The organism is Bacillus sp. 220_BSPC, assembly GCF_001054655.1.
Taxonomy (GTDB): domain Bacteria; phylum Bacillota; class Bacilli; order Bacillales; family DSM-1321; genus Peribacillus; species Peribacillus frigoritolerans.
Window position 1 is genome coordinate 14,270 of the sequence record NZ_JVPL01000233.1, and the last position, 21,386, is coordinate 35,655.

A 21,386-nucleotide genomic window follows, 5' to 3' on the forward strand; every position below is an offset into this window, starting at 1 on the left:
ATTTTAAATGACTGATTTATATGCCGTATTAGGAAGCTATTTACTAACTCCCAAAACTTAAAAACCCCTGCTTCATCACTTTGAACGTGAGCGGCAGGGTTTCTTCACTTATAAAAAAACGTATTATACCTTCTCTGTTACTGCTGTGAATCGCTTTAAGAAGGAGAGTATTTTTTGATAGACGGCAATTTCATTTTCTTTTTTGGAAAATCCATGTCCTTCATTTTCTAGAAGCATATAATCGACATCTCTTCCTTTATCCTTCAACGCTTGAACGATTTGATCCGATTCCTCTTTGACGACACGGGGATCATTTGCCCCTTGAATGACAAGCATTGGCTTTATCATGGATTCTAGATAGGTAATAGGCGAAAACTCGATTAGTTTTTCTTTATCTTTTTCCGGGTTTCCTACCCATTGGTCCATGACTGGCTTCCAGTCTTCAGGTACAGAATTGATAAATGAGAATAGGTTGGATGGGCCGAAGATATCGACAACCGCCTTAAAATAATCCGCATGTCGCCCGTGCAGCAGAAGGGCCATGTAGCCTCCGAAGCTTCCGCCCATCAAAAGAATGTTGCCTTTTTGTGCATGCCCTTGGTCTATCAGCCAATCAAGGCCGGCTACATTATCAAGTCGCGGTCCATTTCCCCAATCTCCCTCTACCATTTTCATGAATTCCAAACCATAACCAGTAGAACCACGGAAGTTTGGCGCGAAAATACTGTAACCGTTATTCAGGAAAAATTGAAATGAAGCTCTAAAAAACTTCCGTTCTGCAGCTTGAGGTCCTCCATGAGGCCAAAAAATGACTTCACCATTGTCATTTTCCTTTTTTGCCCTAAAAAATAACGATTCGATCTCCCGGCCATCAAAGGAAGGGTATGTAATGATGTCCGGTTCAACCAATTCATTAGAATCGACGCCAGGAACAGTATATTTAGTTAATAATACCCACTCATCACCTGTATTTTTATAGATATTATGAGGCATGGTTGCACTCATGCCAAATAAGTAAAGCGTGCCTGATGCAGCAACTTCAAGTTTATTAATGACACTGCATGGCACGGGGATGTTTCTCCAATTTTCATTTTGCAGATTGATTTCATATAATTGATCCTCTACACCCTTTTGACTGGTTATATATAATAATTGATTCTCTTTACTATAAGTAATGGCAGTAAAACTCTCATTCTCCAATTCTTTAACTTTACAGAATTTGTTTGTTTCAAGGTTGTATGAAGCCAAATAGGTAAAGTCCGAATCATAATCAGTCAATAAATATATCATCGAATCCGAAACAAAAACCCCATCATTCACTGTGTGTTGTTTCTCTGTCGGCGGAGTGAGCAGGATATCTTCGTTCCCTTTTTTTGCATAGAGAAGAGTATATGTATTAGCAAAGTGTTTATAGTAAAGTAAGGTTTCTTCATCAGGGCTGAAGCCAAATAAATAGGTCGCTGCATCTTTCCCCTCCAGTACCAGCCTTTCCTGTCCTGATTCTAAATCCAAACAATAGGAATTCAGAAAGGAAGGGTTTCCTCTGGATGTCGTGTAATAGAGCTTTTTACTGTCATTCGATAATTTTGGCATGAAATTACGTGTATTTTCATGATTAACGATTTCCTTCATTGTCCCTCCATTCAAAGGAACTCCGTAAAACTGGGTATTTTCATTACCGTCTTGATCGAAACCAGCAATGATAAACCGGCTCTTCTTATCATATATAAGCCCTTGGCAGCTTTGATCGATGGATGTTAGAGGATAAGGAAAGGAGTTTGGCAAATCCATTCCCCATAAATTATACTTGCCGCTCAAATTGGTACTGAAAACCAGATGTTTTTCATCTGGACTTACAGCAAAATCAGCAATGGAAAACGTTCGTAAAAATTGCTCAACATCAGGTTTTGGAAAAGTGATCATCATTGGCAACCCCTTACTTTTATAATATTAAGAAATATCTGTAAATAATTATACCATATTTTTCCTTGTGCTACAGGTAAATATACTCCCGCAAAAATTGCCGCCTGATAAATGAATTAATCAGCTACGATCAAAACATCAAGATGTCTGACTTCTCGTAGAAGACGAGCTACAATAGATCCACCGACAATTTCTTGCCATCTCGTTCTTGCTGATTGTCCTAAAATGATTTGTGTTGCTTTTTTGGTCTGTAATTGTTTCTTGATCTCCTTGAACACAGATCGTCTATCCCTCGTTGTATATAATTCAAAAGTGCCTCCTAAGCGGTGTGTAAGGCTTATCAGTTTATCAAGTATCAACTTTTCATCAGTTTGCCGTTCATTTGGATGTTTGACGAAAATAACATACCACTCCGCTTTAAGTCTGTAGGCTATGCGGAATCCCCTTCTAATTAAACGCTCAGAATCCGCTCTAAGATTGACACAGACAAAAATCACTTCATCTTTTCGCCATGGTCCCCTTACTCCTTCCTTACGTTTCTTTGATTCTAATCTGTCATCCACATCATCCGCCAATTCACGGAGCGCAAGTTCTCTCAACGCTATAAGGTTCTGTGTCTTGAAAAAATGGCTAAGGGACTGTTCCACTTTATCCATGGCATATATATTACCTTCCTCCATCCTTTTTCTAAGCGCATTTGGTGAAATATCGATCAGCTCAAGTTCATCCGATAATTGGAGAATGCTGTCTGGTACTGTTTCTCTTACAGAAACACCTGTAATTTGCTTTACGCTATCTTTCAAGCTTTCTATATGTTGAATATTCATCGTGGAAATAACCGAAATTCCAGCGTCCAAAATGTCCATAACATCTTGATATCTTTTTTGATTTTTGTTACCCGGTACGTTCGTATGTGCTAATTCATCAATTAAGACCACTTCAGGATTCCGACTGATAATGGCATCTAGATCCATTTCCTCCAATAATACGTTTTTATATCGAATTCGTTTTTTAGGCAGGATTTCCAAGTTTCCCACTTGGGCAATTGTCTCTTTTCGACCGTGTGCCTCCAATAGACCAATCACTACATCCATTTCGTTTTCCTTCAACTGATTTGCTTCCCTTAGCATTGTATAGGTTTTACCAACACCAGGAGCAGCTCCGATAAAAATCTTAAATGTCCCTTTTTTTACCCGTTCCACTTTATCGTGCATTTCATCATTGGAGAGTCTGCGATATGGATTTTCCTTCTTTTTATCCGTCTTGATTGCGGGGATAATCCTCTCACCAAATGCTTTTACAAGGTCTGCCATAATATATACATCGATGCTCTTGGACTTTCTCATTATTTTATTGACTATTGAACCGTTGACCGCTTCTTCCCACACTGACTTTTTTGATTGACCCAGGATAATTCGTGTTATTCGATGCTGCATGGAAAATACGACTATTCCTTCAGCTATTTCGTCTCCATTCATTATAATCTCAAAAAATCTCCCATTTAATTTATTGATCAGTTTTTGCATGGAGCTTTTAAAGATTTCTTCCTCTTTTGATAATTTTTTTGCTAGTGGGATAAAGCTGGCGATTAAAAATTCACCGCCCAACCGCTTGGCAATTTGATCTCCTCTTCTTATTAATATGGAGCCATTCCAATGATATTGTACACAGACCAATATTCTTTCCGTAGCACCAGAAGGCCCCATTAGCCCTTCTTGTTCCCTGTGTTCAGTCAGGTCCACTTCCACTTCTTCCGCTAAAAACCTGAGTGACAATTCCCTAAGAGTGGCTAGATTACCATTGTTGTAAAACTGTAATGGGCACTCGTCTTGTTCACTTATCTCCCCTTTTTGCAGACGTTTTAATATGGCTTCAGGGGTGACGTCCAATAAACGTACTTCATCAGCTTTGGTCAATGTATCCTCTGGAAGCGTAACCTCTACGTGGAGTGAAACATTCAGTAATTGCTCTGCGACTTTCTTCACTCCTTTCAACTCATATATATTCAAGGTAGTAATAACACTGATTTCATTATTAATTAATTCCTTTACATCATCCAAACGGGTGGCGTTTTTTGCATGTATATGGTTTTTATGTGCCAATCGATCAATTAAAACAACTTCGGGATTCCGTTTATAAATCTTTTCCAAATCAATATCCTGTTCTATGTGTCCATTTTGCTCCCATTCTATAGTCGGAATAAGTTCAAGACTGCCTAATTGTTTAAGTGTTCCACTACAGGACTTGTTGACCACACCGACAACTACATCAATCCCACGTTCCTTCAATTCATTTCCTTCAAGCAGCATATGGTAGGTCTTGCCTGAACCGCTTACCGCACCAAGTATAATTTTGAGCCTTCCCCTTTTGATATTGGAAATCGACTCTAGAATTTCGCCTGGTGTTTTCCTTCGAAATTGTTCCGACATATTGGCCCTCCAATTCTAGTAAAAGGAAGTCTACTAAACTCTCCAGAACATGGTTATTTCAATTCATCCAATGCCATATTCAACTCCAAAACATTAATTCGGGGTTCACCAAAAATCCCAAGTGATCGGCTGCTCGTATGTTTTTCCACTAGAAGATATACTGTTTTTTCGGATAATCCCCTTTTAAGAGCAATACGAGGAACCTGTACCTTCGCACCATTTGGGGTAATATTGGGATCAAGACCTGAACCCGAATTCGTCATTAAGTCAGAAGGTATCTCTGCCTTATCGATAGTATGGTTTTCTTTTAAAAACTTTGAAATGTCTTTTTTTGTCCGGTTTATGAATTCTTCATTTGAAGAAGCAAAGTTCGGCGTACCTGAACCAGCCGCATTATATTCAATAGAAGATACACGGCCATGAAAATACCCAGGATCTTTAAAAGTTTGACCGATCATTTCCGAACCGATCAATTCACCCGAATTATTTTTAATTAAACTGCCCTCTGCTTTTGCGGGCATCATCAACTGTGCCATTCCTGTCATCAAAATCGGATAGGCCATTCCACAAATGATTAGAAGCACCATAACAAATCGGAAATTTTTCAACATGTATTTCCACCCGTCCTTACTTTATATTTTCAAGCCACTTTTAAGACTACAAGAAGCAAATCAATTAATTTAATTCCCAAGAAGGGGACTAACACGCCTCCTAATCCATACAAGAACAAATTCCTGGTCAATAATCTTGATGCGCTCATGGGAACATATTTAACACCTTTCATTGCCAAGGGGATAAGCAAGGGAATGATGATGGCGTTAAATATTAAAGCTGACAATATGGAACTTTGGGGTGTCGCCAATCCCATAATGTTCAGGGCTTCCATTTGAGGTATTGCCTGCATGAACATGGCTGGTATTATCGCAAAATATTTAGCTACATCATTAGCGATGCTAAAGGTTGTCAATGCCCCCCGGGTCATGAGCAGCTGTTTACCAATTGCTACCACTTCAATGATTTTGGTGGGATCTGAATCTAAATCCACCATATTAGCGGCTTCCTTCGCTGCGTTTGTCCCTGTATTCATCGCCAATCCCACATCTGCCTGCGCCAATGCTGGCGCATCGTTTGTACCGTCTCCAGTCATAGCAACAAGCTTGCCATCCGCTTGTTCACGCTTGATTACAGAGATTTTATCTTCAGGCTTAGCCTCGGCGATAAAATCATCGACACCAGCTTCTTTGGCGATTGTCTCAGCTGTTAACGGGTTATCCCCTGTGCACATAATGGTTTTAATACCCATTTTCCTTAATTCATCAAAACGTTCCTTCATGCCTGGTTTCACTGTATCTTTCAAATATATAGTGCCAAGAATACGGCATCCCTCTGTGACAACCAATGGAGTGCCGCCTTTTTTGGCCACTTCATCACAAGTGTCTTTCAAACCGATAGGCACTTTCCCTCCCTCTTGCACTATATATTTCATTATCGTATCAACTGCACCCTTTCTGACCCTTTTTCCGTCAGGAAAGTCCGTTCCGCTCACTCTGGTTTCCGCCGTAAATTCAATACCTTCCGTACCGTTTTTATCCAGCCATTTTTCAGGTAATCCATTTTTTTTGGCTAATTCCAAAACAGACCGGCCCTCTGGGGTTTCATCATGTAAAGATGCATATACGGCATATTGGTTAAGCTCTTCCTGACTAATGCCGATAGCCGGGATTAAGGCAGATGCCATCCGGTTACCATGTGTTATTGTTCCTGTTTTATCAAGGATGATCGTATTAATATCGCCTGCGGCTTCCACCGATTTTCCAGACTTCGCAATTACATTGAATTGAGTTACCCTATCCATACCTGCTATTCCTATCGCCGAGAGTAAGCCCCCGATTGTTGTGGGAATCAGGCAAACCAGCAAAGCTACCAGGGTAGCGGTTGGAAGGGTAACTTGAATATATGACGCAATCGGTACCAGAGTGGTACATACAAGTATAAAGATGATGGTTAAGCTAATCAGTAATGTACCAAGTGCGATTTCATTCGGTGTTTTTTGCCTTTTTGCTCCTTCAACCAAATTAATCATGCGATCAAGGAAGGATTCACCAGGGTCTGCACCGACTTTCACTTTGATAAAATCGCTAATGACTTTTGTACCTCCTGTCACAGAACTGAAATCCCCCCCTGGTTCTTTTATTACGGATGCCGATTCACCCGTAATCGCTGATTCATCGATAGCAGCCACTCCTTCAATGATTTCTCCATCCGCCGGTATTATATCGTTTGCCTTCACTAAAACAATATCGCCTTTGCGTAATTGCAAGGCATCGACTATCATTACGGAACCATCTTTCTGAAGCAACCTAGCTTTAGCATCCTGCTTTGTCTTTTTGAGACTATTGGCTTGTGCTTTTCCACGTCCCTCTGCAAGAGCTTCGGCGAAATTAGAAAAAATGATCGTTACAAATAAAATGATGGATACTGCAACGTTATACCCTCTATCAGACACTCCGCCAAGAAGCGCAGGAAATATTGATAGAAGAAGCGTAATGGCAAACCCCACTTCTACTACAAACATGACGGGATTGCGTGACATAACTTTTGGATTCATTTTTTTAAGTGCATCTATACCAGCCTCGTAAACCATGTTCTTATTTACATTCGCTATTTGCTCTATGCTCATTTGAAATGCCCCTTTTCAACATTTATCTTATCGTAAGCCACTCAGCAACCGGTCCAAGCGCAATGATTGGAAAGAAAGTCAAAGCTCCAATAATCAAAACTGAAGCCAAAAGAATGACAAAGAACGTACCATTATCCGTTTTGAACGTTCCTATAGTCTCAGGAACACGCTTCTTTACCAGTAATGATCCTGAGACGGCAATCATGGCAATCATTGAAAAATAACGTCCGAATAACATGACTAAACCAGTGGAAACGTTCCAAAAAGGGGTATTGTCTCCTAATCCTTCAAAACCCGAACCATTATTTGCTGCTGATGAAGTAAACTCATAAACTACTTGAGTAATACCATGAAAGCCCGGGTTTGATATAGCAGCTGAACCCATTTGTGTCGCTAAAGCGATGGCAGATGGAACTAATATGATCAATGGGTGGATCAGAATCGCTATAGCTATTAACTTCATCTCCCGGCCTTCAATTTTCTTACCCAAAAACTCAGGTGTACGTCCCACCATAAGTCCGGCAAGAAATACAGCCAATATTGAGTACATGAGAATATTGACCGTACCCACACCATCCCCGCCGAATACACAATTCAACATCATCATTGCAAGTGGAGCTATACTTCCCAGCGGTGTTAGGGTATCATGCATATTATTTACCGATCCTGTAGTTGCAGCTGTAGTTATACTTGTAAATAATGCACTCTGAGCCACCCCGAAGCGCACCTCTTTCCCCTCCATACTTCCCTCAGTTTGTGAGAGGCAATTTGCTCCAAAGCTGGATTACCATTTTTCTCATTAATATACGTAATGCTTAAGAAGATAAATAACATGAATGCCATCGCTGAAAATAGGATCCAGCCTAGTTTCTTATTCCTCGCCATATATCCAAAAGTCAACGGAAGGGCAGCGGGTATAAGAAACATGGATAGTATTTCCAAAACATTCGTGAAACCATTAGGATTTTCAAATGGATGGGCAGAGTTGACCCCAAAGAACCCTCCCCCATTAGTGCCTAAGTGCTTAATGGATTCTAGTGCCGCTACAGGTCCCCTTGCTATATTTTGGGTGTCTCCTTCCAATGTTGTCGCTACTGCCGTCGGGCTAAATGTTTGCGGTACGCCTTGGGATACTAGGACTAAACCAATCAATATCGATAATGGTAGCAGAACCCGGATAATCGTTCGTATTACATCCACATAGAAGTTTCCTAGACTCCGCTGGCTGGTTAAGCCCCTAAAAAAAGCCATACATAAAGCAATGCCGGTAGCTGGGGTCGTGAACATCAGGAATATGATCACTGCCATTTGAGATAAATAAGTAAGTCCCGATTCCCCACTATAATGCTGTAAATTGGTATTCGTAAGAAAGCTTGCAGCCGTATTCAATGCCAACAATGGCTCCATGTTGGCAATCTTACTGGGGTTGCCAGGTAACTCCCCTTGGAAGCGAATGATAATATAAGAGATAATAAACATCACTAAATTACTTATCAGAAGTGCCTTGGTGTACTGCTGCCATTTCATATCTCCCGTCTTTAAGCCGGATAGCTTAAAGATAAACCTTTCCATCCCTCCAAACACGCGATCTTGTTTCGTTAATTCAAGGGAATAAACATCCGTTAAATATTTAGCCATTGGTATCGCTAATACAACCGCAATTGCCAATACCACAACGATTTGCAATAAATCCATTTACTTCTCCTCCGTAAGTCACCCTTAGTATTTTTCCGGATATATGAAGGCATGTATTAAATACAACGTTACCGCCCCGACGATTATCAATAAGAACATCTCCCTACGCTCCCTTTGCAATTACCGTTTATATTCTTTTTAGGATTCATTCATTTTTGTAATAGCCACCAACGAAATGGATATATTATCTATCCCCTTCTCTTTTCCCGCAATAATAAAGCCTATATTCTCCTTCACCTCCTTTAAGATAGGTTCCATTAAACTGTTCTTTTGCTCAGACAGACGTCCTTTAAGGCATAAAAAAATAGACCAATGTTACTTTTCCCCAAGTTTGCAGCACTGCACAAATGCAATCTCCTTCCTACAGCGTCATGAACCATGACGAATCAGAAAAAGAAAGATATACAGAAACAAACATTTAGTTGGAGAAAAAGTAATCATTGGTCTACTTAACGCCCAGCAAGCATTAGCGCCTACTCCACGATCCGTCTTCCAAGAAACCTTTTCAATTATAGGCATAATAAAAAGACCTACGGAAATGTCAGATTGCCATTTTGCTATAGCATAACAAAAAAGCCTCCTGAATCAAGGTGGTCTTATGACCTCCTTCGCTTTAGCCGACGAAGTTAGCTGACGGGTAGGATGGCGAAAGAGTATCTCATCCCTTCTGCAAATGCAGAATTAACCCCATAAATAGTGGGTCCTCCGTTCTCAATCACTTGAGATTTGGCCGGTATCTAATTGTTTTTCATGAGGATTATTGTACGCTCCTCATTCAAGGTTTGTAAACTCATAAAAACCATTAAAAACCTTCATATTTGATTAATTAAGACGATATTCACCCAATTCATCGTTAAAAATGATGTATTTCTTCAATTTACTAACTTTTTCACTTTTTTCTAAAGTTTTACAAACAGTTATTGACAGGAACTTAGACGTGGCATTATGATAAATCCCATAAATTCGTCGATGAACTGGAGGCATTATGTCAAGTACAAAGAAAAGGATCGAAGCTGAAATAAGCGAAGCATTCATTAAATTCCAGCGTGAATTGATTGGAAGAGGACCTCAGGAAACGAAAACTTATATAATCAATGATATGTTGATAACCCGCTTCAAGGGAGTCCTTACTGTAGAGGAAAAGCACCTTGTGAGTCACAATTCAGGCAAAAAACTTGTGAAAAAAATGCGTTCATTACTTCGTGAAATGTACACTAAGGATTATGAAAAAATAGTTGAAGATCTTACGGGGTGTAAAGTACTTTCATCTCACAGTGATATAAGCACTAAAACAGGTGAAAGAATCGAAGTTTTCATTATGGATAAGGATTTGGAACGTCTTTTTGAAACCATCAAATAAAAGGTGCAATTCTTCTAGTTAAATATTATATTAAAATATTTTTAACTGAACTTGTATTTAGAACCATCAGTAGGGGAAAATCATTATTTTCCCCTACTGATGGTTTTTATGGATAATTTTTCTTTTAACCATCTTTCATACATTCTCCCATTAAACCACCTGCTAAAAAACGAATATAAACGGTAGATTAATCTTCTTTTAAAATTCCAAAAATTCTTATACCAATAAAAATTCTTATTTTTCGATTATTGTCAGAATCATCACCTTGGATTCTGTAGTAATTTAAACTATTAAAATAATAATCTATTTCTAGTTTATCTCCATTGAGCATCAATCGATATATCTTCTTGCTCCGGCATATTCCTCTCCGTATCCTGATGTTTTTATTTCATCTATCCTTACATGTGTTGAGCTGTTAGGAGAATGGATCATTTTGCCGCCACCAATATACATTCCGACATGATGCACCTTTCCTTTCCCTTTATCATGGGCAAAAAATAGTAAGTCACCTGGTTGTAGATTTTCTTTTTCAACCTTTTTGCCATGCTGAGCCTGAATGGAAGAGTCCCTTGGGATCGTTATTCCATTAGCATGGTACATCGTATACGTAAATCCAGAACAGTCAAATCCAAAACCGGACATTCCAGCCCATAGGTAAGGTAGCCCCAAAAAAGCTTTTCCTGATTCAACGATGTCCTTACCGGTCGGGGCTGGTATTTGATTTTCATTTTGATAGACTGACACGTCTTGCTTTTCCATCCATTTTGCCCCATTACCCGGTGTCATCACCTTCACTTTATCTCTTTTCACCTGCAATAGCGGAAGGCGGGTATTGAAGCTGACTTCCATGAATTTGGACCGAAGTTTCGAATCCGAATAAAGCCATGTCTTTGGGGCATTTATAAGGGCAAATCCTCGTTTAAATTGCTTCTCAAAAGAATGCCCGTCTTTTAATTGTGCCTTTGGCATCCATCCTGGGTAACCAATATCATTACGGGGTGTAGGTTGATTGGCAACGGCTACTTTCACCCATCCACCCCGTTCTTCAAGAATCGTCACTTTAGAACCATATAAAGCTTGTGTTTCCAGGTTACCTACAAGCCACAGCTTGTCTTCATATTTCATTGAGCCGATCCATTCATTCAAATCAGCGGGATTCGATGCAGAAGGGGCATCGATTTCCCTTAATAATCCCGGCTCAGTCCAAAGAGTGGCCACGTTCACATCAACATAGGCAATTCTCTGCTTCTCCCTGGAACTAGCTTCATTGGGACTGAATACTAAAATACCAAAAGCAAATAAAGATAAAACAAAAACGGTTAACCTTTTCAAATCATTCACCCTTTCGAAATTGTTTTTATTGAGTAAAAGAGGATTTCCTCTTGACTCCCAGTCCAGGTTTATCGGAAATGAGAAGTTGATCTTTCATAAATTGAATGCCTTCAAATGGCTCATTCTTAATCCATAATGGGGCATCTAAATCAATCTTCGTTATATTTGGATGGGCGGTTGCCAGATGAGCCGCGGCCGCTACACTAACGGATGATTCCATCATACTCCCGATCATGCATTCCACCCCGGCTGCTTCTGCCATATCGGCGATTTGGAGTGCACGTCGAATTCCGCCAGTTTTCATTAATTTGATATTAAGGAAATCAACAGCATGTTCATTCAGGAGCCTCATGGCATCACGTGGGGAAAACAAACTTTCATCGGCCATGATCGGCACTTGGACAGAGCGTTTTATTTCTTTCAATCCTTCGATATCATGGGCTTGCACGGGCTGTTCCACCAAATCAACGTTCAGCTTTCTTTCTTCGATTTCATGAATGATGGAAATCGCTTGTTTTGTTGTCCACCCTTGATTTGCATCAATTCTGATCATAACCTGTTCGCCAACGGCAGCACGAATGCAGGCAACGCGCTCCACGTCATTCTTCCAATCCTTCCCCAGTTTTATCTTCATCGTAGAGAATCCGCTTTCGATAAGGGACAATGCCGCCTTTGCCATTTCTTCAGGTTCATCAACGCTGATTGTCATATCATTTTTCAGGACATTAGATTTACCGCCAAGATATTGATATAATGGGAGCTGCCATCGTTTGCTGACTGCGTCGTACAATGCGATTTCAACAGCAGCTTTTGCACTTGTGTTAGCTACACAGGATCGTTGGATCAGCTGAGACAATGCATTGATATTCTCGATGTTGCGGCCAATTAGATGTGGTGTGATTACTTCTTCAATGACCGTCATGATTCCTTTTGTAGAATCACCTGTGATGGCAACCGTTGGGGCTGCAGCCCCCAAACCTTCCGTTCCATCCTCCAATTTTACGGAAACCATGATGTTTTCAATTTCCATTGCAGTGCGCAATGCAGTCTTGAATGGCTTGACAAGTGGCAAGGTTTCCACTGATACTTGTAAACTTTCAATCTTCATATTAACAACCCTTCCTTAAAAGCTTGAGAGGATATATGATGTAAGAATTCCAAAATAGGTGCCCAGAAGACTGCCAAGTACTGCCATCAATATCCCGACCGGTATTAGCGCCCGGTTGAATGCACCTGCCAATATGGGGGCCGATGCCACGCCCCCTATGTTGGCCAAAGAGGCAACTCCCATTGTAAATAGATCCAACTTAAAGATTTTGGCCAAAATGACCATGATCAATCCATGAAAGAATAGAATCATAAAGCCGGAAATAATATACACAGGTGCTTGAAACAACTGTGAAAAATCGGCATGGGAAGCAATTAAACCAATGACGATATAAAGCATGACTTTGGAAATTTCCATGGAACCGGCAATACGCCCAACCTTCGTGACAGCCAGAATTAATCCTACGGTCGAAGCGATGATGATCGTCCAAGTGGTTCCATTCACAGCGGCACCGAGTACCGGCAGTCTCTCCCCAATTTTGGTTGCACCTGCTGAAACAATTAAAGCTAGCGCCAAGAAACCGATCAATTCCACGAATCCAAATTCCGTCTTGGCGGTTTCCCCCGCTTCAAGCTCGGAAGTCATTTGATCAATGAAAGATGTATCCGCTTTTGTCCAAATATTGAATTTACCAGCAAGAGGCACCAGCCAAAACAAGAACATGACCCAAATGGAATAATTGACTGTATCCATGATCAACGCATAGCCAAAAATATTTTCAGGCACATCGAGTATTCCTTGCAAGATCACCATATTGGCAGAGCCCCCTGTCCAGCTTGCGCTCAAAGCCGAGAATGCCTTCCAAGTTCCTTCCGCATAAAAGCCGTTCATTAAAACGTAAGTAAGAGTGAACCCTCCAATAATGCTGAATGAAGCCGCAAAAAAAGTTAAAATCATCTTTGGTCCAAGCCTGATGATTTTCCGCATATCGCATTGTAAAAGCATAAGCATCAACATGGCAGGCAGCAGGAGCCCCCGTATGGTGCCATATGCACTTTCGACTGACTCACTATCTGAAAAGACCCCGAATGTTTTCATCAGAGCCGCTCCAATATAAATAAGGACAATACCAGGAACATACTTGAAGAACTTTCCTCCTATCTTTTTTTCCACAACCGCAATCACGGCAGTAAATGCCAATAAAAAGCAGACAAACATCACACCATCTTGAATCATATTCCATACCTCCTTAAATTTTATAACATAAGGTAATTTCCATTTTATTCACACTCATCTATTAATTCTTGCATGGCACTAAATAGAAAAATCCAGCTGCCAAAGAGCGCGTACGCACTCTTTAACAGCTGGATTTCAATTGCGACTGACAAAAGAAGCAGCTATAACTTATAAAGTTGCTGATATTTGATGCTGGCATTCCTTAGGGCGACGGTCAGTGCTTTCTGAGATGAACCAAAATACCGTTGCTCAATTTCTGTCTCCAATTCATCGGGCCGAAGAATGGATTTACCAACTAACATGGATTGAATGAAGCGTGATGTAATCGATATCGTGGTCGAGCATTCCGCATCCACTATTTCATGCGTATCACGATCAATGACGAACCCGATGAAAAAGCAGTTGAATTGCTGTGTAATTGGATTATTGGACGGTGCCTTCGATTCGCCAACTATATATACTGTATTCTGTTGAAACATGATTGTTGTGCCTCCTGCCATTACAGACATCATAACAGGTATAAATAGGGTGACTATCTATATTATTACAATATGAAATGGTTATATATATTTTAATATATATAGCAATCATTTGACAATATATTTTGTATATTAAGTCAATTTCCGATTCCTTCGGCCAGAGCATAGATAAGTTCTATAACTAATACACCTATCAAACTGGAAAATCACGAAGAATAACCAGGTATTGTAAAAGGACTCGTTTCAGGGGTCATTTTTTTTAACCTACCCCCGCACTTTATTGGACCTACATTCGGACGACAATGGTTCGGGATCCAACACATCATTTCAGCCCTTCGTATGGCTCATATTTCGCATACATACCTTTTCGGCGATTACGATCCTTGAAGGTGGTTGCTGCACCACTTTTTCGATTCTCATAAAGTTCGTCCATATCCACTGTACCGGTAATGATGGTATGTTCATTCATTACCGCCTCGGCCACTATTCCATTAGCAGGCCAAGCGCTGTCACAGGGGCTAAGGATACTGGCACGGCCATATCCGTTTGGTAAGGGTGATCCTGGTTCACCAACAGTGGGGCAATGAACAAAATATACCTGATTTTCGATTGCACGCGCATGTGCGCAATGGCGAACTCGCCAAAAACCAGCCTCTGTAAATGTGTATGATGGGCAAAAAATGATGTCGGCCCCGTTCACTGATAATATCCTTGAAATTTCAGGTATCTCCGCTTCATAACATACCGCTATTCCTATCTTGACCGGACCCACGGAATAAACCTCCAGTTCATCACCTTCAGAAGTATGCCAATTCGCTTCAGCAGGAAAGATATGAGTCTTTTTATGCTCAACGACTGATCCGTCTTCATCAAAAATATAAGCAATATTGTAGTATTCATTTTCGCGGCGCTCCAGATGAGTGCCTGCAATGATGACCTGTTTTCTTTTTCTTGAAAGTGACCTGAAAAGATCTTTGTATTGATTGGTATATTCATCGATCCTGATAACGGACGAAGCATCCTGTTCTCCAAAGGCCGCTGATAATCCGATAGTTAACAGTTCAGGAAAAATGATATAATCCGAGTTTACGGGAACTTGGGTGATCAAGTCTTCTACTTGTTCCTGAAATTCAAGGAAAGTTGACACTTTTTCTACACGAAATTGACAAGCCGTTATTTTAATTTTCACAAAAGCCCTCCCATATCATGTTTTTTCAGTTCTTCCAGACTTTTAAATGAAATCAGGATATCTTGTCCAAATCAGTCATTTCGGTCTGTTGCATGGAGATATGTTTAGTCAGGGCACTTACAAGGAATGTTACTAGTAAATTAATCAACAAAGCAATGACGCCTGTACTGATATCATTAATTACATGTGGGGTATTTGGCAGGAATGTAGCAACCTTCACATCTGCAATTGTCGCATATAAAACAATCAGGACACCTGCCAATATTCCAGCCATCGCACCATACTTATTGATTATATTGGTTTTTGGCAAACTGAAAAACAAGGACGGGGCCAGTTGCGTAATTAAACTGTAAGACATGATATTCAGGATGGCCAAAGCCTCGCCGCCTGTAACCGTTACAATTAAAGCAATGATTGAGATACCAATAATGATTATCCTTGAGACAATCAATTGATGTGTTTCAGTCGCAGCAGGGACCAGAACTTTGAAAAAGCTATTTGTCAGACCTACAGATGCAGCCATTAGCATGACTGAAGCCGGTACTAGTGCCGTCAATAAACCTGCAGCTCCGATAACCCCTATCACCCATGGATCGAATGTTTGAATCGCCAGCCTTAAAAGTGAGAGATCACCATCCGCCCCTTGCAAACCCGGGATTTCCATGATGGCTGTAAATCCAATGAAAAAAACGAACAGCAGCAACAATGTGTATAAGGGTAATGCAATCGCATTTTTGCGAAGGGTCCTTTCCCCATTGGACGATAATACGACCATGAATGTTTGTGGCATCAAATAAAATCCTAGTGCATTCAGCAAAACGGTGGACACAAACCAGGACTGACTCAATCCCTGATCCGCCAAAACCAACATTTCCGGTTTAGCAGCTTGCACGGACTCGAACATTGGCTGTATGCCTCCGAAGTAATGAACTGGAATGTAAATCCCTAAAAAGATGACGACCACCAAAATCATGAAATCTTTCAGTATGGCTGTTCATGCGGAACCATGAATGCCTGAAATCATTACATAGGTAGTTACGACCACAGCACCGATCACACTTGCAGCAACTGGTGAAATTGCTCCGTATGATGCTTCTGAAACAATGATACCCAATCCTTTGAGCTGTATGACTATGTACGGCACGAGGGCTAAGCTTCCCAATACAGCAACGATCATCCCCATAGACCTGCTTTTATATTTAGATGCAAAATACTCTGGTTGAGAGATAATGGAATGTCGTTTTGAATATCTCCATATTTTAGGGACGAGCCAATATGATAGGACATAAGCTAAGAAAATATAGGCGGGAACATAATAAGCAGCGGCACCTTTTGAGTATGCCCACCCACTTCCGCCCAGGAATGTAAAAGTAGTATAAATTTCACCTGCTATCAAGAGAAAAATGAAGAATGTACCGAAGCCCCTGCCCCCTACGGCAAATTGCTCCATATCCATATCCTTCCCTTTTCTTGCTTTAATCCCTAAATAAAGTGCTAGAACCAAGAATATGGCAATAATGAACAATGAGAGATTCATTCAGATTCACTCCCTTTATTATCAGGATCGAACTTATAGACGATCATTAAGATAATCGATGCCATCACCATCCAAAATACAACCCAAAATAACAAAAAAGGCATTCCCAATATGTACGGTTCTATTTTATTTGCATAGGGCAATAAACCTAAAAACCCTATAAATGGAACAAAAAGCAATAGCTTAATTGCATCCAAATTATACCCTCCCCCATTTAGGTTCCTTACAGGATGCATCACCATCAGTCAAGCTGACTTTCATACTGAACTGATGGTTTGATAGCACCCTTCGGTCACTGTTATTTACTGTATTCAACCAACCATATTTCCGCTTAAGATGACTGGATGGCAAGGACCGTTTCCAATATTACATTGACGCCTTTTTCACAATCTTCCCAAGTAGTAAGTTCCTCTTCGCAATGGCTTTTTCCGTTGATGCTTGGGACGAAAACCATGGCAGTAGGTATATAACTGGCTATAAACTGTGCATCATGTCCTGCACCGCTTACCATTCTTTTATAGGGTAGGCCTAGATAATTGGTCGATTGCTCAAGCAAATTGCAAATGGATTTGTCGAACCAAACGGTATCCCTGTCCCACAATTTTTTCGCTTGGATGTCACAGCCGTCTTCTGAACCTGTAGTTATAAGGCTTTTAATGACTTCCTCCACCTTTTCGATGACTTTGGAATCTTTATGTCTTGCCTCTAGCGAAAAAACCACTTTATTAGGGATGACCGTATGGATATTCGGAAACACATTCACTCTGCCCATCGTAAAAACCAAATCGTCACCAAGCATGCCTAGCTTCTGACGAGCCTCCATAATCAAGCTATTCGCAGTGAAGAAAGCATCTTTTCTCATATTCATCGGGGTGGTTCCTGCATGATCGGATTCGCCTGTAACTTCTATCTCATAGCACACCATACCAAGGACACATTCAACGACACCGATCGTGAGAGATTCACGTTCAAGAATGGGCCCTTGTTCAATATGCAACTCTAGAAATGCAGTCGCTTCTTTTAAACGAGACTCTTGATCCCCTGCATATCCAATGGCATTCAAAGCACTTTCGAAAGTGATTCCTTCACTATCCGTCTTTTGCAGCATGACGGATTTTTCGAATTTACCCGAAAGAACTCCCGAAGACATCATGGAAGGTTCGAATCTGGCTCCCTCTTCGTTCGTAAAATTGACGATCATTACCGGAATTTTAGGCTGGATATTATTATCGACCAGAGTACGCACGACTTCCAAGCCTGCAGCTACACCCAAGATACCATCAAACCGCCCGCCCTTTTTTACTGTATCCATATGGGATCCCATTACAATAGGTGGTTTGTTTTCAAGTCCCGCTAAAGTGGCGTAAATATTCCCCATATCATCAACCTTAATGGTCATACCCAATTCTTTACAGCAAGCGCAAAAATAATCACGGACTAATCGATCTTCGTCGGAAAGGGATAGCCGTGTGACCCCGTTGTTTTCTGTGCGTCCAAAATCAGCAAATTTCTCTAGCGTACGACTCAGCCTCTCACCATTAATTAATAATTTTTGCTTTTTCATAGCGAATATCCCCCTTTTAGATAACCTGCTAAATCCTCTTCGTTCGCTTAAGCCAAAAAAATGTAAGTGAAGGTCTTGTTGTTTTAGAATAGTCACGCTAGATTATATTTCCACCATTGTTTCCCTATGATAAAGAATCTCCCCATTCAGAATCGTCGATTCAACTTTCAAATCCTTGATATTTTGGGAATCCACTTTCAATATACTATCATTCAATACTACTAGATCGGCCAGCTTCCCTGCCTCTAGGCTGCCTTTGACTTCTTCATCGAAACTAGCAAACGCACCATTCCATGTGTAAAGTTTAATGGCTTCCAATACGCTAATCGATTGAATCGCACCTATTTCCGTACCAGACCTGCTTGTTCTATTAACAGCAACGTGTATGCCTAATATAGGGTCGTGATCAGTAACGGGAGCATCTGAACCGGCTGCGGCCAAGATGCCATTATCAATAAAATCACGGGCAGCGTACATATGGTTGACCCTATTGCCGTAATGTTCAATATATATATCACCGAATTCATAAGGAAATGGGGGGTTGGGGATTGGGATGACTCCAAGTTCTTTCATCCTCTTTTGTAAATCTGGCGAAGCTATTCCAGCATGCTCAATTCTATGTCTATGATCTTTTCTGGGCGATTCATTCAAAGCCTTTTCCACGCAATTTAAATACATCTCTATTGCCCTGTCTCCTTGGGCATGGACTGTGATCTGAAAGCCTCTTTTATGTGCCTGACCTAATACTTGATAGATCTCCTCTTCTTTATAATAAAGAATGCCGGAATAACCAGGATCACTCGTATAAGGCTCACGGGTGGCAATTGTCGGACCGGTACTGCTGCCATCCGTAAACAATTTGGCTGGTCCGATTTTGAATCTTTCGTCCCCCGTTCCGGTTATCACTCCCGAATCTACCATTTTATTCACGAATTCATGAGAATTATTCAATGAACCGACCATCGCATAGATACGGACACGAATATCCTTATTTTTTATGGCCTGCTGCATTAAACGGAAACTTTCAGGACCATGAGCACCAGCTTCATGAATGCTTGTAATGCCTGCTTCAATGAAATGCTCCGATGCTATTTTGACTGCCTTCAACAGTTCACTTTCTGAATAGCTTGCGCTGTCGGCCATTATCATATTTGCTGTTTCAATGAGTTTTCCTGTAATCCTCCCCGCTCCATCCTTTTCAATGATCCCTCCAGTGGGATTCTCTGAGTTTTCATCAATTCTAGCAATCTCTAGCGCCCTGCTATTCACCACGCTTATATGGCTGCATGTGCGGTTCACGATAATGGGATGGTCTGTTGAAATAGTATCCAATTCCGCTTTTGTTGGATAACGTTTTTCTTTCACTGTGGTCTCATTGAAGCCCCAAGCGCGGATCCACTCACCTTTAGGGATCGTCGAAGCTTTTTTCTTCAGATCGATTAACAAATCTTCTACAGATTTGATATGTTCAGCTTTACAGCTTACTGCCAATTGATTGACACCATACAAGATAAGATGAATATGTGAATCTATAAACCCAGGAAGTAATGACTTTCCCTGTAAATCAATCACATTTGTTTCTTCTCCGATAAATACCTTGATTTCCTGATTCGTTCCGACTGCCGAGATACGGTCACCGTTAATTGCCAGGGCTTCCGCGACTTCATTTTTTTGATTTACGGTTATGACTTCGCCGTTTATGAACACGATATGAGCTTTCAACCAACACACCCCTTCCTTTTTGTTTCACCCTCAGTTCTGCCACTTCTTCCTTTGCTGTCCCCGTCGCCACTTATCGGAATATTCTGTTTTCAACAGATTCATTATATCCACAACAGATTGTGAAATCATTAGACAAATAGTTAAAAATATCATCGTTTTTTTATACCTTTTATATAATTATGTCTTATTTCCCATGGTTTGCTGGCACCAGCCCCCTCTATTCCTAAGGGGACTATAACCAATCAAAAAAGGATAGATTCAGCTGCTTATTTGCTTATCTATCCCACCATTATTCAATTACAACCGATTGTTTCTCCCGATAATGCCAATGGTCAAATACTGTTTGTTTTCTTGAAAATCCCATGGCCAGTATCGAAGGGTTAATTCGCTTTTATCCACTTTTTCAATAAACGTTTTTACCCCTATCAAGGCTGCCCCATATCCCACGTTCGAGGCCAATGCAAAGATGGCATTCAGCCCTTCGTTAATGGTATCCATATACTCAGGTTCGATTTTTAAGATATCAGTCCATGTAATACAGAATCCATTTTGCTTGGTACATTTAGAAATAGAGTGATTCACTGTACGAACGATTTCATCCCTTACATCCAAAATTCCATTCTTCATCTCTTCTGCATCTTCTTTCCGATAGTGGTTTGCATGATCGGAAAGAAGCTCCATGGCCCAATTATAAAATAGTTGAGTATAAATGGCGGAAGTTGCCACGATATCAAAATCATTATAATAATTAGCAAAAACACGGTCAGAAAGCTGACCTAACCGATTCTCGGTATCTTTTAGATACCGAATAATTCCCTTTGCCGTTTCACCACGATTCAGCATGGAAGATAGGTGGTGATCAAAATCCACTTTATCGAGGCCTGTTACATCAATTTCAATAAGTTGAATTTTCTCCCGGGTCCGTTCAGGCAAATTTGCCGTACCCTTTTCCATACTTTCCATATCAATATCAAATAGGAATATGGAGTTACATTTAGTTGCCAGATACTCTATATCCAAATCATCGCAATTGCCTGCTCCGACGATTGCCACTTTATCTACGAACGCTTTTTTCGAAAAAACGGCATCGAATAAACCTGTAACTTGTATACGATGCTGTTTCCACCGCAACTTTCTGTATTCATCCCGATTATGGTTCATTTTTCTTTGATAGGTTTCCAAGTCAATCTCT

Annotated in this window: 14 protein-coding genes, 2 pseudogenes and 1 riboswitch; of the genes and pseudogenes, 1 reads left to right on the forward strand and 15 read right to left on the reverse strand. The window is 40.6% G+C overall.

All coding sequences use genetic code 11. The features are described 5' to 3' along the window. Window positions 1-123: 123 nt before the first annotated feature. The 5 genes and pseudogenes from ADA55_RS18015 to kdpA all read right to left on the reverse strand — a co-directional run bounded on the left by ADA55_RS18015 (window position 124) and on the right by kdpA (window position 8,727). On the reverse strand, window positions 124-1,923 hold the full coding sequence (locus ADA55_RS18015) for a S9 family peptidase (RefSeq protein ID WP_048686409.1): 1,800 nt from the start codon (window positions 1,921-1,923) through the stop codon (window positions 124-126). A gap of 116 nt (window positions 1,924-2,039) precedes the next feature. Further along, entirely contained in the window at window positions 2,040-4,352 is a 2,313-nt protein-coding gene (locus ADA55_RS18020) for a histidine kinase (protein WP_048686411.1), read from the reverse strand. A 53-nt stretch (window positions 4,353-4,405) separates the two neighbouring features. Continuing rightward, entirely contained in the window at window positions 4,406-4,963 is a 558-nt protein-coding gene (kdpC, locus tag ADA55_RS18025) for a potassium-transporting ATPase subunit KdpC (RefSeq protein ID WP_048686413.1), read from the reverse strand. A 29-nt stretch (window positions 4,964-4,992) separates the two neighbouring features. Continuing rightward, window positions 4,993-7,032 (reverse strand): potassium-transporting ATPase subunit KdpB, encoded by a 2,040-nt coding sequence (gene kdpB, locus ADA55_RS18030; RefSeq protein ID WP_048686415.1) that lies wholly within the window; start codon window positions 7,030-7,032, stop codon window positions 4,993-4,995. Window positions 7,033-7,054: 22 nt separating this feature from the next. Continuing rightward, window positions 7,055-8,727: pseudogene (gene kdpA / locus ADA55_RS18035) on the reverse strand (potassium-transporting ATPase subunit KdpA). A gap of 600 nt (window positions 8,728-9,327) precedes the next feature. Continuing rightward, window positions 9,328-9,469: riboswitch (cyclic di-AMP (ydaO/yuaA leader) on the reverse strand. Between the two features lie 243 nt (window positions 9,470-9,712). Here kdpA and ADA55_RS18040 point away from each other — a divergent pair. Beyond that, entirely contained in the window at window positions 9,713-10,087 is a 375-nt protein-coding gene (locus tag ADA55_RS18040; protein WP_048686417.1) for a DUF2294 domain-containing protein, read from the forward strand. Window positions 10,088-10,417: 330 nt separating this feature from the next. Here ADA55_RS18040 and ADA55_RS18045 read toward each other — a convergent pair whose 3' ends face one another. The 10 genes and pseudogenes from ADA55_RS18045 to ADA55_RS18090 form a co-directional block, all read right to left on the reverse strand. After that, on the reverse strand, window positions 10,418-11,428 hold the full coding sequence (locus ADA55_RS18045) for an NlpC/P60 family protein (protein ID WP_048686418.1): 1,011 nt from the start codon (window positions 11,426-11,428) through the stop codon (window positions 10,418-10,420). A gap of 16 nt (window positions 11,429-11,444) precedes the next feature. Next, window positions 11,445-12,527 carry a dipeptide epimerase gene (locus ADA55_RS18050; RefSeq protein WP_048686420.1) on the reverse strand — a complete coding sequence of 361 codons (1,083 nt, stop codon included), beginning with the start codon at window positions 12,525-12,527 and terminating at the stop codon, window positions 11,445-11,447. 15 nt (window positions 12,528-12,542) lie between these two features. Beyond that, a complete protein-coding gene (locus ADA55_RS18055; protein WP_048686422.1) occupies window positions 12,543-13,703 on the reverse strand; it encodes a DUF819 domain-containing protein in 1,161 nt (386 codons plus the stop codon). A 161-nt stretch (window positions 13,704-13,864) separates the two neighbouring features. Next, a complete protein-coding gene (locus tag ADA55_RS18060) occupies window positions 13,865-14,182 on the reverse strand; it encodes a DUF3870 domain-containing protein (RefSeq protein ID WP_034312026.1) in 318 nt (105 codons plus the stop codon). A gap of 322 nt (window positions 14,183-14,504) precedes the next feature. Next, the gene (locus ADA55_RS18065) at window positions 14,505-15,371 is read right to left on the reverse strand and encodes a carbon-nitrogen hydrolase family protein (protein WP_048686424.1); all 867 of its coding nucleotides are present in this window, start codon (window positions 15,369-15,371) and stop codon (window positions 14,505-14,507) included. A gap of 52 nt (window positions 15,372-15,423) precedes the next feature. Then, window positions 15,424-16,908 (reverse strand): annotated as a pseudogene (locus ADA55_RS18070) (sodium:solute symporter family protein). After that, on the reverse strand, window positions 16,905-17,105 hold the full coding sequence (locus ADA55_RS18075; protein ID WP_105718858.1) for a DUF3311 domain-containing protein: 201 nt from the start codon (window positions 17,103-17,105) through the stop codon (window positions 16,905-16,907). Before ADA55_RS18075 ends, ADA55_RS18070 begins: the two are co-directional and overlap by 4 nt. A gap of 134 nt (window positions 17,106-17,239) precedes the next feature. Continuing rightward, window positions 17,240-18,472, reverse strand: a complete 1,233-nt coding sequence (locus ADA55_RS18080) for a Zn-dependent hydrolase (protein ID WP_048686426.1) — start codon at window positions 18,470-18,472, stop codon at window positions 17,240-17,242. Between the two features lie 102 nt (window positions 18,473-18,574). Next, complete coding sequence (locus ADA55_RS18085) at window positions 18,575-20,194, reverse strand: amidohydrolase (RefSeq protein WP_048686428.1); 1,620 nt, start codon at window positions 20,192-20,194, stop codon at window positions 18,575-18,577. A gap of 297 nt (window positions 20,195-20,491) precedes the next feature. Further along, entirely contained in the window at window positions 20,492-21,376 is an 885-nt protein-coding gene (locus ADA55_RS18090; protein WP_048686430.1) for a hypothetical protein, read from the reverse strand. Window positions 21,377-21,386 lie beyond the last annotated feature (10 nt).

Excerpts from the sequence above, each read along its gene's own strand:
- ADA55_RS18015 (WP_048686409.1), bottom strand. The coding sequence starts at position 1,923 with ATGATCACTTTTCCAAAACCTGATGTTGAGCAATTTTTACGAACGTTT.
- ADA55_RS18020 (WP_048686411.1), bottom strand. The coding sequence starts at position 4,352 with ATGTCGGAACAATTTCGAAGGAAAACACCAGGCGAAATTCTAGAGTCG.
- kdpC (WP_048686413.1), bottom strand. The coding sequence starts at position 4,963 with ATGTTGAAAAATTTCCGATTTGTTATGGTGCTTCTAATCATTTGTGGA.
- kdpB (WP_048686415.1), bottom strand. The coding sequence starts at position 7,032 with ATGAGCATAGAGCAAATAGCGAATGTAAATAAGAACATGGTTTACGAG.
- ADA55_RS18040 (WP_048686417.1), top strand. The coding sequence starts at position 9,713 with ATGTCAAGTACAAAGAAAAGGATCGAAGCTGAAATAAGCGAAGCATTC.
- ADA55_RS18050 (WP_048686420.1), bottom strand. The coding sequence starts at position 12,527 with ATGAAGATTGAAAGTTTACAAGTATCAGTGGAAACCTTGCCACTTGTC.
- ADA55_RS18055 (WP_048686422.1), bottom strand. The coding sequence starts at position 13,703 with ATGATTCAAGATGGTGTGATGTTTGTCTGCTTTTTATTGGCATTTACT.
- ADA55_RS18060 (WP_034312026.1), bottom strand. The coding sequence starts at position 14,182 with ATGTTTCAACAGAATACAGTATATATAGTTGGCGAATCGAAGGCACCG.
- ADA55_RS18080 (WP_048686426.1), bottom strand. The coding sequence starts at position 18,472 with ATGAAAAAGCAAAAATTATTAATTAATGGTGAGAGGCTGAGTCGTACG.